The sequence below is a fragment of the Acinetobacter sp. YH12069 genome, from assembly GCF_013419675.1.
Classification (GTDB): domain Bacteria; phylum Pseudomonadota; class Gammaproteobacteria; order Pseudomonadales; family Moraxellaceae; genus Acinetobacter; species Acinetobacter amyesii.
Genome location: NZ_VOZS01000013.1, coordinates 56,387 through 70,379, shown reverse-complemented (window position 1 = coordinate 70,379; position 13,993 = coordinate 56,387). Strand labels below are relative to the sequence as shown.

The following is a 13,993-nucleotide window of genomic DNA, read 5'->3' as shown; positions in this document are numbered from 1 at the left end:
AAAGGCGAAATGAAAGTTTCGCCTTTTTTTATGGCCCTAGATTATTGAAAGATTGGAAAGTGACTATGCATATTGTTTATGTCAGTGATGGTAAAGCCGGACATTGCTCACAAGCCTTAGGGTTATTTAAAGCTATGCAGCGTCAATATACATCGACTGTTACTTTTCAAGAAATTTCAATTGATGATTTACCGATCGGCACATTGCTGTCGGGTCTATTTCGTCATCAAGTCGCAGGTGTGGATCAGGCGCCGAATTATATTTTTGGTGTCGGGAGTCATACTCATTTTCGTGTATGGTTATTCGGACAAGTTTATCGACAAGCTAAAACCGTTATTTTAATGAAACCAAGTCTACCTTTTGCTTTGTTTGATTATGCGGTGATTCCAGAACATGATGGGGTTACTGCATCCAAAAAAGTGTTGGTCACTCAAGGTGCATTAAATCCAATTGTGAATGAACAGCGCCATCAGCAAGGGCGAATTTTGATTGCCTTAGGTGGCTCGTCGAAACGCCATCAATGGAATGATGCAAAAGTACTTAACTCAATCCAACACATAACCGCAGATAACCCAGAAGCAGAAATTATATTAACCACCTCTCGTCGTACACCGAAGGCATTTTTGAACGTATTGGAACAACAAAATTTTTCTGCGCAACTTCAGATTTATCCAGTGGAACAAACGCCGCAAGGTTGGATTTTTAAGGAAATGCAAAAAGCCGAAGCCGTCTGGGTGACAGGGGATAGTGTGTCGATGATTTATGAGGCACTGACTGCGGGGTGTAAAGTCGGGGTGATTCAAATTGATCGTTTGAAAGAGGACCGTATTACAGGTTCGGTGGATTTGATTTTGCAAAAGGGTTTGGTTTCTTTATCAACTTCAAGTTCGGAATTGACTGAACCTAGTGCTTTTAAAGAAGCGGATCGTGTGGCAACATATCTTTTGACAAAATAACTGGTCGTAACCGTGATTTATATATTCATTTTTCTGTTGGTTTTGATGATTGCATTTAGTCTTAAATATGCATGGTGGAAACCAGCGGTAGATTGGAAAAGACCGCGCGTCTTAATGTATCACATGGTACGCGAACACATTGATGGTGCAAAATTTAATAAGTTGAGGGTGAAACCTGAAGAGTTTGAGAAGCAAGTGGCTTGGATGAAAGCCGATGGTTTTTATTTTGTGACGATGCATGAGTTGCAACAAAACTGGGGACAGCATCCGGAAAAAACTGTTGCCATCACATTTGATGACGGTTATCTGGATAATTTGGAAAATGCTTATCCAATCTTAGAAAAATATCAAGCTAAAGCGACGATCTATGTAGTGGTGGATCGTCATGACCGAGACTGGTCAACCTATAAAAAAGCTCATCACAATAGCGGTGAGTTAGCGCGAGAACCTAAACTGAATGATGAGCAAGTTCAGTATTTGGCACATAGTGGTCTTGTTGAAATTGGTTCGCATACTTTGACGCATGCCAATTTGGATAAATTAGATGATGCAGGATGCGTGTTTGAACTTACAGAATCTAAAAAACAATTAGAGCAATTAATTGGTACGTCTGTGAGTAGTTTTGCTTATCCTTTTGGTATTTATTCGAATCGTGATGTATGTCTGGCAAAGGAAGCAGGTTATAGTAATGCTGTGACCACCAAAGAGGGGATTGATGGTCTCAGTCCTGACTTTATGCAATTACAACGGATCAAAATTAGTGGTAAAGATTCGATGTTGGCAGTGAAATGCCGTTTGAAACTTGGTCAGCGTGGATTATAACAGAGAGAAGAATCATGCATATTTGTTTGGTCATGGCCGGTGATGAAGAGGGTGGTTTAGAAAAACATGTAGTTGAATTGGCACAGGGCTTAACTCAACATGGACATGTTGTTACAGTAATTGCGCATGAAAAATACCGAGCACGTTTGGTGCCGCTTAATTTTATTGCAGTTGATCTGAGCAAAAGTCGCCGTAATCTGTGGGTTTTATATCAACTATATCAAGCCTTAAAAACATTAAATCCCGATATCGTTCATGTGCATGGTAACAAGGCAGCTGTCATGGTTGGGGGATTGTTGCCATTCCTTAAACAAAAAAGTGTTGCAACGCTGCATAGCCGTAAGAAAAACACAAAAATGTTTAAGAATTTTGATGCGGTGATTGCCGTTAGCCCAAATGCAGCAGAAGTATTAAATCATCCAAATAAATGTGTTGTCCTGAATGGGATTGTTCCGCCTATTTTAAATCCTACGATCAAAAAACCTGCACAGCCGATTGTTTTGGCTGTGGGACGATTGGTGCCTGTTAAAGGTTTTGATATTTTAATTCAGGCGTGGAAAGGTATCGAAAATGCTGAATTATGGATTGCTGGAGAAGGTTTTGAGCAGGAAAAACTGGAACGGCTCATCAGTGATAATCATTTGAATGATACTGTTAAATTATTAGGTTATCGAACGGATATCACCAGCTTAATGCAACAGGCTTCGCTTTATGTTATGTCTTCTCATTATGAAGGTTGTCCTTATACCATGGTGGAAGCGTTATTGTGTGAAACACCCATGATTTCAACTGCAGTTGGAGCAATGGCTGTTATTTTACCGCAGCAATATTTATGTCCTGAAAATGACGTCCCGGCATTGCATTTGTTAATACAGAAAGCTTTGAATGATTTTGGACAAATTCAAATGGATCACCAGCCTGTATTTGAATTTGCTAAAGAGCAATTGGTACTGGATGGTATGATTGATAATATTGAAAAAGTTTATGGATCAGTACTTGATGAATGAAGTGAAGCCATTCATATTGGCGATCTCTGATGGTAAAGCGGGTCATGAAACACAGACGCAGGGTTTGGTACAGTTGCTTAATGCATCCAATGAATTCGAAGTAAAATGGATTACAATTAAACTTCCTGATAAATGGCTTTACCGTTATTTAAGATTTTTACTCAAATTTTCCTGTAATACTGCTTGGCTCAAATACTTTATAACTCAGGAAGAATGGTCTCGGCTTCATAATCGAACGATACGTTATATTGTTTCATCGGGTGGAAACACGCTTGTGGTAAATGCTTTATTGAAACAGTATTTCTGTGAACAGAATAAAACTCAAAATATTGTTGCAAGTTCTTTACATGGGATCCCAGCACGATTGTTTGATGTTGTATTTACTATTCATAAAGAACAAAAACAATTTCCTCATTATGTTTATTATCCGATTGCGCCCAACAAAATGACAGCATTGCCATTAACACAAACTCAGTCACGTCAGCACCTGGGGATTGAGGAAAATGAACAGGTAATTACTGTTTTACTGGGGGCAGATACAAAAACTGTAAAAATAGGATCGGTGGAAAAATGGGGACAGGCTTTATTGGAAATTCGCGCACAATATCCACAGGCAAGAATTTTATTGAGCTCCTCCCGGCGTACTCCAATCGTCTTTGAAAAATCTTTGGAACAAGTATTGCAGCAAGCAAACATTATCCATAAGAATGATCAATTTGTATGGGTCGCACAAGGGCAGAGCTGTGATGTAAAAGACTTTATTAAAGCCGCAGACTGGGTTTTGGCAAGCCCTGATTCAACTTCCATGGTCGCTGAGGTGATTATGGCTGAACAAAATTTGATTGTTATGGAAGCCGAGAGCATATCAGATGCAGATATTCAGCAGCAACTGGATTTTTTGCAACAACAGAAGCAACTTATTTTATGGCATTTAGCCTCTCCGGTTGTACTACGTGATTTGCTTAAACAGCTGGATTTAAAATCACATACCCAATTATTCAGTCAAATTTTAAAAAATGGCTTAAAATAATCAATAAAATAAATTAATTCTTCTGAATGTGAGTGATTTATGCAGGAGCCTGCGATGCTCGACCATGTAAATGAAAATACGATCGTTTTCGTAGTGGGGTCCCCGCTACAGTTATTAAATGCAATAGAAGCAAGAGATCGTTTTCATTTACAGGATAAAACACATATTTTTGTGATTTGGGCAAAATCGGTTGAATATCAGCAAATGTGTCAGATGCTTGATGCCGAATGGTCTGAAACCTATATTTATCAGCACACCAAGGCTTTTAAATTATTTTACTCATGGATGTTGTCATCTGTACTGACTACGTTGGGAAGTGTTCATCGTTTATATTTGGGCTACCCATTTAAAATACGGGCACACTTTGCCAATCAGTTGAAAGCGGAAAAAACTATCTTTCTTGATGATGGTAATGCATCATTGATTCTAGCTCAGGAACTCAGTGGTCAGGTGCTTTATCAAAAGCATCAGCCACAATGGTACGACCACGTATTGCTTAGAAAGATTGATTTGCAGTATGCAAAAAATGCTTATTTCTTTACAGCATATACAGAAATGCAATGGCCATTAGAAAAAGTCATTCCGAATGATTATCGTTGTATTAAACAGCATGTAGATAGTGTTAATTGTGGTGTGAATACTGAGGTGATGTTTATTGGTTCAGCAATAGCTGGTGCCGTTGTCAACACAGAACAAGAAAAACATCTGATTCGGGCTATGGCTAATTATTATCAGGAAAGTCAGGTTTTATATGTTCTACACCGGTTTGAAGATTTTGCATATTTTCAGTCAGAATTTAAAGAATTGAACATCACATTTGTGCAATTTGACAGTGCAGTGGAACTCGCTTTATTTCAGAATAAAATTTATCCAAAAAAGATATCGAGTTTCTGTTCTTCTGCTTTAAACACCTTGGCAATGCTGTATGATTGTCACTTTGAAGTCTTGGCAATTCCTCAGCCCTGGATAGAAACGAGTGTGGCTAAACGATTAGAAATCATTTATGAGGACTTTGCTCAACGGGGAATTTTCATTCAGGATATTACTAAGGAAATTAACAATGTCGCTTAATGCGAAATCTATTTTAATCACAGGTGGTACAGGTTCATTTGGTAAAGCGTTTGTGAAGCGTATTCTTACGGACTATCCAGAAATCAAACGTGTTGTCATCTTTAGCCGCGATGAGCTCAAACAATTTGAAATGAGCCAGACTTTTAGTGAAGCTGAATATCCAATGATTCGTTATTTCATTGGTGATATTCGTGATGAGGCCAGAATTCGCCGAGCATTGGAAGGCATTGATATTGTTGTGCATGCAGCTGCTTTGAAGCAGGTTCCTGCTGCTGAATACAATCCATTTGAATGTATTAAAACAAACATTCTTGGCGCTCAGAATCTGATTGAAGCCTGTCTAGATTCCAACGTAAAAAATGTTGTTGCACTCTCTACAGATAAAGCCGCAGCACCAATTAACTTATATGGTGCAACAAAGTTGTGTTCAGATAAGTTATTTGTAGCAGCAAATAATATTAAAGGCCCACGTGAAATGCGTTTCAGCGTTGTTCGTTATGGCAATGTTATGGGCAGTCGTGGTTCTGTTATTCCATTTTTCCTCGGTAAGAAGAAAAGTGGGGTGTTACCGATTACAGATACAGCAATGACACGTTTTAACATCTCTCTAGATGATGGTGTGGATATGGTGTTGTGGGCAATTCAACATGCATTGGGCGGCGAGGTTTTAGTACCCAAAATTCCATCTTACCGAATTACTGATGTCGCAGAAGCCATTGCACCTGAAGCAGAACATCCTGTTGTTGGTATTCGACCTGGTGAAAAAGTACATGAAGAAATGATCACTGAAAGTGACAGTTTCAATACTTATGATTTGGGACGTTACTTTGCAATTTTACCTTCTGCTGATCAAGTGCTAGGGAAAAAATATGCAGAGAAAGAAGGTGTGGTCAAAGTTCCTGAGGGCTTCTGCTATAACTCTGGCACCAATACTGAGTTTTTAAGTGTAGAGGAAATTCGTGAATTAATTGTTCAACATGTTGATTCATCATTTAAAATTTAAAATTTATTCGCCTGATTTCATGTGCTGAGTCAGGCACCATTTAGAGTCCAGAACATGATACCTTATGGTCGCCAAACCATTTCTGATGAAGATATTGCGGCGGTTGTCGCTGTTTTAAAATCTGATTTTCTGACGCAGGGCCCAGCTGTTCCACAGTTTGAGCAAAGTATTGCAAATTATTGTGATGCCAAATATGCGGTTGCAGTCAATAGTGCAACCTCAGCATTGCATATTGCCTGCCTAGCATTAGGTATCAAGGAAGGAGATTATGTTTGGACGACACCAAATACATTCGTTGCAAGTGCAAATTGTGCCCGTTATTGTGGGGCAAAAATCGATTTTGTTGATATAGATCCACTGACATTTAACTTGTCGCCTGAAAAACTTGAAGAAAAATTAAAGCAGGCAGAACAGAAAGGTTGTTTACCCAAGGTGGTGATTCCTGTCCATTTTTCAGGCTTATCCTGTGATATGGAAAAAATATACGCATTATCAAAACAATATAATTTTAAAATTATTGAAGACGCATCTCATGCGATTGGTGGTCGATATCAGGACACAATCATAGGGTGCGGAAAATATAGTGATATTACAGTCTTCAGCTTCCATCCTGTTAAAATTATTACCACCGCAGAAGGTGGGATGGCAGTCACCAATGATCCGGAACTCGCCACACAGATGCAACTGTATCGTTCACATGGCATCACCCGTGATGCAGATCAATTGCTTGAAGAGAGTCATGGTCCCTGGTACTACGAACAACAGCAACTGGGTTTTAATTATCGTATGACCGAATTGCAGGCTGCTTTGGGTACAACACAATTGACTCATTTGGATGAGTGGGTTGCACGTCGCCATGAACTCGCGCACAGATATGATGCGTTGTTGGCAGATTTACCGGTCATTTTACCGCAGCATTCTGGGCGTGATTATTCGGGATTACATTTATATGTGATTCAATTGGATGAATCCAGGACATCATTGGACCGTAAATTTATCTTTGGTGAATTACGACGTTTGGGAATAGGGGTAAATGTACATTATATTCCTGTACATACCCAACCTGATTTCCAGGCGCTTGGTTTTAAATGGGGAGATTTTCCTCATAGTGAATATTATTACAAACGCTGTATTTCACTACCTTTGTATGCAACTTTGACAGATGCTCAGCAAGACCAGGTGGTGAATACCTTATCTCAGATTTTGACAGGAATTGCTCAATGAAACTGGGGTTGGGAACTGTTCAGTTTGGTTTGAGTTATGGCGTTGCCAATGCTTCTGGACAGGTCAGTCTGACTGAAGTTAAAAATATTTTAGCTTTGGCTCATACAGTGGGTATTCGAACTTTGGATACAGCAATTGCCTATGGCAACAGTGAAGCGTGCCTAGGGCAGGCAGGGGTAGAACAGTTTAATATTGTTTCCAAACTCCCTCCATTACCTGAAAATGTAGACGTAAATGAATGGGTGGAGACACAAATTCAGGCCTCTTTACAGCGACTAAACTTAAAACAGCTTGATGCATTATTATTACATCGCTCATTAGACATTGTTGAGTCACAAGGTGTGGTGTTGCAGCAGGCTCTGCAGCATGCTGTTGATCGAGGTTGGCTAAAAGCAGTGGGTATTTCGATCTATAATCCTGTCGAACTTGAGCAGATTATTCCAATATGGAAGCCCGATTTAATTCAAAGCCCTTTGAATATTTTTGATCAGCGTTTGATTCAGTCTGGCTGGTTACAAAAGCTTAATGAGCTGGGTATTCGGGTACATACTCGTTCGGTTTTTTTACAAGGTTTGTTGTTGATGCCTGAGGAAAATATTCCTGCATATTTTCAACCGTGGACTAAATATTTGTCTGCATGGCATAAATGGTGTAATGAAAAGAATATTGAGCCGATTGCGGCTGCAATTGCATTTTTGAATGGAATTACAGAAGTTGAAAACATTATTGTTGGAGTGGACAGCGAAGCTCAGCTGCAACAAATTGTGGAAAGTGCCCGCGTACAGATCGATACCGATTGGCAACACTGGGCAATTTCAGATAAGGCACTGATAGAGCCTTCACGTTGGCAACTGAATAAATAAGTTGGAAAATATGTCACAGGTTCACTCATTACGTATTATCGCAATTGTACAGGCCCGTATGGGTTCCACCCGTTTACCCAATAAAGTGATGTGCCCGATTCAGGGTGTTCCAATGATTGAAATACTTTTGAAGCGTTTGTCAGCATCAAAATATATTAATCAAATATGGCTTGCCACTGCACAAAATCAAATAAATGTGCCCTTGGCGGAACATGTGATGGGGATGGGATATTCGGTATATCAAGGCGATGAAAATAATGTCCTTGATCGCTTTTATCAGACAGCTGTGCAAGCTCAGGCAGATGTTGTTATCCGGATTACAGGTGATTGTCCTTTAATTGATGCACAACTTGTCGATCAGGTGATTGATAAATATCTGTCAAGTCATGCCGACTATGTGAGTAACTGTTCACCTGCAAGTTTTCCTGATGGACTTGATACAGAAGTATTTTCATTTCAGGCACTTGAAAAAGCATGGCGACAGGCTGAAAGCCCGTTTGACCAAGAACATGTTACTCCGTTTTTACGTAATTCAGGCTTATTTAAAGTTGATAGTTATTGCTCTACAACAGATTACTCTGATGAGCGTTGGACAGTCGATGAACAAACCGATTTTGATGTTGTAGAAAAAGTTTTTCAGCATTTTCATCCTCGTATTGAATTCAGTTGGACTGAAGTATTGGAACTGCGCCAGACTCAGCCTCAAATTTTCGCAGCAAACCAGCATTTGATTCGAAATGAAGGAGCAACGATGAGCACAGGTCAAAAACTTTGGAAGCGTGCTAAAAGTGTCATTGCAGGGGGCAATATGTTGCTCTCTAAGCGACCAGAAATGTTTTTGCCAGAACAATGGCCAGCATATTTCAGTCGGGCCGAAGGTTGTACAGTATGGGATCTTGATGGTATAGCCTATACGGATATGACCATTATGGGTGTAGGGACCAACACCTTAGGTTATGGTGATCCTGAGGTGGATGAGGCAGTGCGTCAAACCGTAGCAGCAGGAAATATGTCTACTTTAAACTGTCCTGAGGAAGTGTATCTCGCGGAAAAGTTAATCGAGTTACATCCTTGGGCTGATATGGTACGTTTCGCCCGTTCAGGCGGTGAGGCCAATGCATTGGCGATTCGTATTGCCCGTGCAGCAAGCGGCAAAAGTAAAGTTGCTATTTGTGGCTATCATGGCTGGCATGATTGGTATCTTGCCGCAAACCTGGGTGATGAAAAAAATCTGGCGGGGCATTTATTACCAGGCTTGGAGCCTAATGGTGTGCCTGAAAATTTACGCGGTACTGTTTTTCCTTTTAATTATAACCGTTATGATGAGTTGGAAGCCTTGGTGAACCAGCATGATATTGGTGTGATAAAAATGGAAGTATCACGTAATCATGGTCCTGAAGATGGCTTTTTACAAAAAGTTCGGGATTTAGCGACAGCAAAAGGAATTGTACTAATTTTTGATGAATGTACTTCAGGATTTAGACAAACCTTTGGTGGATTACATAAACTATATGGCGTAGAGCCTGACATGGCCATGTTTGGTAAAGCGTTGGGTAATGGTTATGCAATTACCGCAACCATTGGTCGTAAAGAAATTATGGAAGCTGCACAGACTACATTTATCAGTAGTACCTTCTGGACAGAACGTATAGGACCAAGTGCTGCGTTAAAAACATTGGAAGTCATGGAAAAAAACCATTCGTGGGATATGATTACTCAGACAGGCTTAAAAATTAATGAGCGATGGAAGCAGTTGGGTCAAAAGCATGGCTTAAATGTTTTAACAAGCGGTTTACCTGCATTGACGAGCTTTTCCTTAAATAGTGATAATATGCTTGCCTATAAGACGCTGATTACTCAGGAAATGTTGAAAAAAGGGTATTTGGCTAGCAATGCCATTTATGTTTGTACCAAACATACTGATGATATTGTAAATGGCTATTTTGAGGCATTGGATCCAGTGTTTGCATTAATCAAAGAGTGTGAAGATGGTCGTGATGTACATTCTTTATTGAATGGCCCTATTTGTCATGCTGGTTTTAAACGATTAAATTAATAGGTTGATTATGCAGGTCGTATTTCGTGCTGATGCTTCAGTGCATATTGGTTCTGGGCATATCATACGGTGTCTGTGTCTGGCCGATGCTTTGGCACAGCATGGTGCACAAATACGATTTGTCGTCAGACATATTACCGATTATTTAAAAAAACTGATTGTGGACAGAGGATTTCAGCTGAGTATGCTGAAAGAACAGTCTGCAGCCAGTGATGAATTATTTCATAGTGCCTGGTTGGGGGTATCTCAACAGGATGATGCTGAGAAAACACTACAGATCCTTCAGGATTATCATCAAACAATAGAATGGTTGATCGTTGATCATTATGCATTGGACCAGCGCTGGGAGAGAATACTACGTCCAGCCGTGGATAAGATCATGGTGATTGATGACCTTGCAGATCGTATTCACGATTGTGATCTTTTATTGGATCAGAACCAATATCTGGATTTAGCAAATCGCTATCACAATAAAGTTCCGGTAAAAACCCAATTATTATTGGGTGCGCGCTATGCATTATTAAGAGATGAATTCCGAATTGCTCGTCACAAAAAACAGCTAGCTTTTACAGTGAAAGTCAAAAAAATCATGGTTTTTTTTGGAGGGATGGATAAGGATAATTACACCGGAAAATTATTAAGAAGCCTTGATCATTCAAATTTTTCCTTACAATATCAATTGATTGTTGTCGTGGGGGCACAGCATCCTGATTTATTGTATATTCAGGGCGTGTGTAAACAGTACCATTATGAGTGTCATATCAATAGCACTGAGATGGCGACATTAATGCTACAGGCCGATATGGCGATTGGAGCAGGAGGTTCAGCAAGTTGGGAACGTTGTGCTTTGGGACTGCCTAGCCTAGCCATAGCAGTGGCAACAAATCAGCAATTGTTGACTAAACATGCAGCATTACAGAGCCTAATTGATTCGCCTATTATTGACTGGAATAATGTAGTATCCATTCGTCAGGCTGTTATGGGAATGATTGATAATCCATTGGCACGCCAACGTATAGCCCAAACATCATGGCAAACAGTAGATGGGCGTGGTGTACAACGGGTGTTACGTGCCATGGGAATATATTCCGTTCAGGTGCGCAAGGCTGAGTTATCTGATAGCCATTCGCTTTGGATGTGGCGCAATCATGATTCAATACGATTGGTTTCACGTCATACTGAGATTATTCCACTAGAAAGTCATCAGCAGTGGTTTGAACAGACTTTGCTGAGTACGGATCGGATTATTCTGATTGCAGAATTAGCTTCTGAACCTGTGGGTGTGATTCGATTTGATTTTAGTGGAATAAGTGCAGAAATTTCCATTTATTGTGTTCCCGATGCTAAAGGTAGTGGAAATGCACTTGAAATGCTGCAGCAAGCTGAGCATTATCTTCAGTATAACCATATACAAATCAAGCTGATCAATGCGGTAGTACTTGCTGAAAATCAGTCATCCCATCATTTGTTTATCAATGCGGGCTATCAAAAAAAATCAACGACTTATTTGAAAAATATAGAGAGATCTTGATGAATTCAGTGATTCATATTGGACACCGTGCAATTGGTGCTGATCATACACCATTTATTATTGCTGAAATGTCTGGCAATCATAATCAATCATTGGAACGGGCATTTGAAATTGTGGATGCAGCCGCCGAGGCAGGCGCACATGCATTAAAATTGCAGACCTATACCGCAGATACAATTACTTTGAATGTCCGCAATAAAGATTTTTTAATAGAAGATAAAAATAGTCTGTGGGATGGCAGTAATCTGCATGATTTATATCAAAAAGCATATACGCCATGGGAATGGCACAAGCCAATTATGGAGCGTGCTGAAAAGCATGGCATGCTGTGTTTCAGTTCGCCGTTTGATGAGAGTGCTGTTGATTTCCTTGAAAGCTTGAATGTTCCTGCATATAAAATTGCATCATTTGAAAATAATCATTTGCCGTTGATTGAAAAAGTGGCGAAAACAGGTAAACCAATGATTATTTCCACGGGTATGGCAACTTTATCCGATATTGAGGAAGCAGTGAAAACAGCGCGAGCTGCGGGCTGTAAAGATTTGATTTTACTCAAATGTACAAGTACTTATCCTGCTTCTCCAAACAATACCAATGTCTTGACGATTCCACATTTAAAACAAATGTTCGATTGCCAAATTGGTTTATCTGATCATACGATGGGGGTTGGAGTATCTGTTGCAGCAGTTGCACATGGTGCTACAGTTGTTGAAAAGCATTTTACTTTAAATCGTGCAGATGGCGGTGTAGACAGTGCATTTTCGCTTGAACCCGCTGAGTTAAAATCGTTGGTGGTTGAGTCTGAACGTGCTTGGCAAAGTCTGGGGTCTGTTCAATATGGACCTACAGCAGCTGAACAAAAATCTTTAATGTTTAAGCGTTCTGTATATTTTTCGGAAGATGTTAAGGCAGGTGAAGTGCTGACAGTAGACAATCTACGTGTAGTACGTCCAGGTTTTGGTTTGCACCCGCGGTTTTATCAGAACCTGATTGGCAAAAAAGCACGCATTGCTATTGAGAAGGGAACACCAGCAGCTTGGGCTTTGATTGAATAATATTGAATTTACAATTTGATAGGGGGAATAAGAAAAATTTCTTTTTCCCTCAATATTACATACAGAATTCGATATTTTAGTTTATTCAGCTTTATCCGCATTACCTTTCAATACCATATAAATCAAACCAACAAAGATCAACAAGGCGCCAGCAAGACTACTCACGCAGAACAAAACAATACGGTTATAAGTAGTTAAGTTAAATAATTCGTTGGCTAAAATGTAGCGCATGAACAACCATTGTACGACAGAAAAAACAATCAACACGATTGCACGACGACGGACTTCAGGACGCATAGCCATAGGAGAATCACTTAAAGTGGAAATTAAGGCTATTATGCCACTGTCGATAATCGATCTCAATTGAATAAGATTAATCCAAGCCCGTGATAAACAAATCTTAAGGTTGAGTTCTGTTCAGATCACCTTTATTTGCGGTACATATTGATGTTGCCAAAGCAGACCCGAAAGCGTTTGTAAGACCAGATATATTGTTCTGGTGCTTGGTTAATGATGTCTTGCATGGCAATGTTAAGCGTGTCGACAGAGCATTGTAAGTCTTTAGAGGAAATCTCGTCTGCTAAGGTTTGGCAATGCACATCAAAATACCGTAGTTTAGGTTGTCGAATACAACTTAAACCAATGACATTACATTGTATTTTTGCAGCAAGCTTTGAAACCAGTGTAATTGATAAAGTATTTTGCCCAAAAAAATTGGAATAAATGCCGCCTGAAGGCTTTGGTAAATGGTCTGGTAAAATGACTGTTAAGCCACCTTGTTTCAAATGCTTAAAAATGGCACGGATCCCTGTTTCATCTGTAGGAACGAGTGTTGCGTTAAACTTTTCGCGTGCTTCTAAAAGATATCGGTTTATACCTTTATTTTTATTCGGTTTATACATAATCATCGGTTCTGTATAGAGATTTAGCCATGCATTGAGTAGTTCCCAGCAGCCAAAATGCGGAACCACAACAATGACACCTTTTTTATTCGCAAGTGCTTCCGTGAGGATATTTTCACCATAAATGTTTTTCAATAAGCTCAGGCTATAACTTGGCGGCATCCCCCAACATTTAATAAATTCAATATAAGTCAGGCATTGGCTGCGGATACTTTGACTGACGAGCTGTCTCTGCGCAGTCTCTGACAAATCTGGGTAGGCCAGTTGAATATTGATGCTAGTGATACGTTTGATCGATGAATTAAATAGATTAAGAATAAACGCGATCATCAAAGCCAAGTTTTGTAACAACCAAAGTGGCAATAGCGCGATGATTTTGAATATAAAGTACATGGATCACAAGGTCTCAAAATTTACAGCATGGAATAAAATAAATTTTGCCAAGAGACCGGACTTATTCAGTGAAAAAGTAC

Annotated in this window: 13 protein-coding genes; 11 read left to right on the top strand and 2 right to left on the bottom strand. The window is 39.7% G+C overall.

Translation table 11 applies throughout. The features are described 5' to 3' along the window. Nucleotides 1–65 precede the first annotated feature (65 nt). Genes FTU16_RS11325 through pseI form a run of 11 tightly spaced genes read left to right on the top strand, consistent with a single transcriptional unit; the run spans nucleotide 66 to nucleotide 12,618 of the window. Entirely contained in the window at nucleotides 66–956 is an 891-nt protein-coding gene (locus FTU16_RS11325) for an ELM1/GtrOC1 family putative glycosyltransferase (RefSeq protein ID WP_180163280.1), read from the top strand. Between the two features lie 12 nt (nucleotides 957–968). Beyond that, nucleotides 969–1,778: a polysaccharide deacetylase family protein gene (locus FTU16_RS11320; RefSeq protein WP_180163279.1), complete on the top strand. Its 810-nt coding sequence runs from the start codon at nucleotides 969–971 to the stop codon at nucleotides 1,776–1,778. Nucleotides 1,779–1,792: 14 nt separating this feature from the next. Continuing rightward, the gene (locus tag FTU16_RS11315) at nucleotides 1,793–2,785 is read left to right on the top strand and encodes a glycosyltransferase (protein WP_180163278.1); all 993 of its coding nucleotides are present in this window, start codon (nucleotides 1,793–1,795) and stop codon (nucleotides 2,783–2,785) included. Further along, nucleotides 2,778–3,815, top strand: a complete 1,038-nt coding sequence (locus FTU16_RS11310; RefSeq protein ID WP_180163277.1) for an ELM1/GtrOC1 family putative glycosyltransferase — start codon at nucleotides 2,778–2,780, stop codon at nucleotides 3,813–3,815. The genes FTU16_RS11315 and FTU16_RS11310 overlap by 8 nt, the downstream gene beginning before the upstream one ends. Nucleotides 3,816–3,854: 39 nt before the next feature. Then, nucleotides 3,855–4,886 carry a hypothetical protein gene (locus FTU16_RS11305; protein ID WP_180163276.1) on the top strand — a complete coding sequence of 344 codons (1,032 nt, stop codon included), beginning with the start codon at nucleotides 3,855–3,857 and terminating at the stop codon, nucleotides 4,884–4,886. Further along, nucleotides 4,876–5,889, top strand: a complete 1,014-nt coding sequence (gene pseB, locus FTU16_RS11300) for a UDP-N-acetylglucosamine 4,6-dehydratase (inverting) (protein WP_180163275.1) — start codon at nucleotides 4,876–4,878, stop codon at nucleotides 5,887–5,889. Before FTU16_RS11305 ends, pseB begins: the two co-directional genes overlap by 11 nt. Nucleotides 5,890–5,943: 54 nt before the next feature. Beyond that, nucleotides 5,944–7,113, top strand: a complete 1,170-nt coding sequence (gene pseC / locus FTU16_RS11295) for a UDP-4-amino-4,6-dideoxy-N-acetyl-beta-L-altrosamine transaminase (RefSeq protein WP_180163274.1) — start codon at nucleotides 5,944–5,946, stop codon at nucleotides 7,111–7,113. Beyond that, a complete protein-coding gene (locus FTU16_RS11290) occupies nucleotides 7,110–7,976 on the top strand; it encodes an aldo/keto reductase (RefSeq protein ID WP_180163273.1) in 867 nt (288 codons plus the stop codon). Before pseC ends, FTU16_RS11290 begins: the two co-directional genes overlap by 4 nt. A gap of 10 nt (nucleotides 7,977–7,986) precedes the next feature. Continuing rightward, a complete protein-coding gene (locus tag FTU16_RS11285; RefSeq protein WP_180163272.1) occupies nucleotides 7,987–10,032 on the top strand; it encodes an aminotransferase class III-fold pyridoxal phosphate-dependent enzyme in 2,046 nt (681 codons plus the stop codon). A gap of 10 nt (nucleotides 10,033–10,042) precedes the next feature. Further along, on the top strand, nucleotides 10,043–11,563 hold the full coding sequence (gene pseG / locus FTU16_RS11280) for a UDP-2,4-diacetamido-2,4,6-trideoxy-beta-L-altropyranose hydrolase (protein ID WP_180163271.1): 1,521 nt from the start codon (nucleotides 10,043–10,045) through the stop codon (nucleotides 11,561–11,563). Then, nucleotides 11,563–12,618 (top strand): pseudaminic acid synthase, encoded by a 1,056-nt coding sequence (gene pseI, locus FTU16_RS11275; RefSeq protein ID WP_180163270.1) that lies wholly within the window; start codon nucleotides 11,563–11,565, stop codon nucleotides 12,616–12,618. The genes pseG and pseI overlap by 1 nt, the downstream gene beginning before the upstream one ends. A gap of 81 nt (nucleotides 12,619–12,699) precedes the next feature. Here pseI and FTU16_RS11270 read toward each other — a convergent pair whose 3' ends face one another. Both FTU16_RS11270 and FTU16_RS11265 read right to left on the bottom strand, forming a co-directional pair. Next, nucleotides 12,700–12,921: a hypothetical protein gene (locus FTU16_RS11270; protein WP_180163269.1), complete on the bottom strand. Its 222-nt coding sequence runs from the start codon at nucleotides 12,919–12,921 to the stop codon at nucleotides 12,700–12,702. Between the two features lie 125 nt (nucleotides 12,922–13,046). After that, complete coding sequence (locus FTU16_RS11265) at nucleotides 13,047–13,913, bottom strand: lysophospholipid acyltransferase family protein (RefSeq protein WP_180163268.1); 867 nt, start codon at nucleotides 13,911–13,913, stop codon at nucleotides 13,047–13,049. Nucleotides 13,914–13,993 lie beyond the last annotated feature (80 nt).

Excerpts from the sequence above, each read along its gene's own strand:
- FTU16_RS11265 (WP_180163268.1), bottom strand. The coding sequence starts at position 13,913 with ATGTACTTTATATTCAAAATCATCGCGCTATTGCCACTTTGGTTGTTA.
- FTU16_RS11285 (WP_180163272.1), top strand. The coding sequence starts at position 7,987 with ATGTCACAGGTTCACTCATTACGTATTATCGCAATTGTACAGGCCCGT.
- pseI (WP_180163270.1), top strand. The coding sequence starts at position 11,563 with ATGAATTCAGTGATTCATATTGGACACCGTGCAATTGGTGCTGATCAT.
- FTU16_RS11305 (WP_180163276.1), top strand. The coding sequence starts at position 3,855 with ATGCAGGAGCCTGCGATGCTCGACCATGTAAATGAAAATACGATCGTT.
- pseB (WP_180163275.1), top strand. The coding sequence starts at position 4,876 with ATGTCGCTTAATGCGAAATCTATTTTAATCACAGGTGGTACAGGTTCA.
- FTU16_RS11310 (WP_180163277.1), top strand. The coding sequence starts at position 2,778 with ATGAATGAAGTGAAGCCATTCATATTGGCGATCTCTGATGGTAAAGCG.
- FTU16_RS11325 (WP_180163280.1), top strand. The coding sequence starts at position 66 with ATGCATATTGTTTATGTCAGTGATGGTAAAGCCGGACATTGCTCACAA.
- FTU16_RS11270 (WP_180163269.1), bottom strand. The coding sequence starts at position 12,921 with ATGGCTATGCGTCCTGAAGTCCGTCGTCGTGCAATCGTGTTGATTGTT.
- pseC (WP_180163274.1), top strand. The coding sequence starts at position 5,944 with ATGATACCTTATGGTCGCCAAACCATTTCTGATGAAGATATTGCGGCG.
- FTU16_RS11315 (WP_180163278.1), top strand. The coding sequence starts at position 1,793 with ATGCATATTTGTTTGGTCATGGCCGGTGATGAAGAGGGTGGTTTAGAA.
- FTU16_RS11290 (WP_180163273.1), top strand. The coding sequence starts at position 7,110 with ATGAAACTGGGGTTGGGAACTGTTCAGTTTGGTTTGAGTTATGGCGTT.
- pseG (WP_180163271.1), top strand. The coding sequence starts at position 10,043 with ATGCAGGTCGTATTTCGTGCTGATGCTTCAGTGCATATTGGTTCTGGG.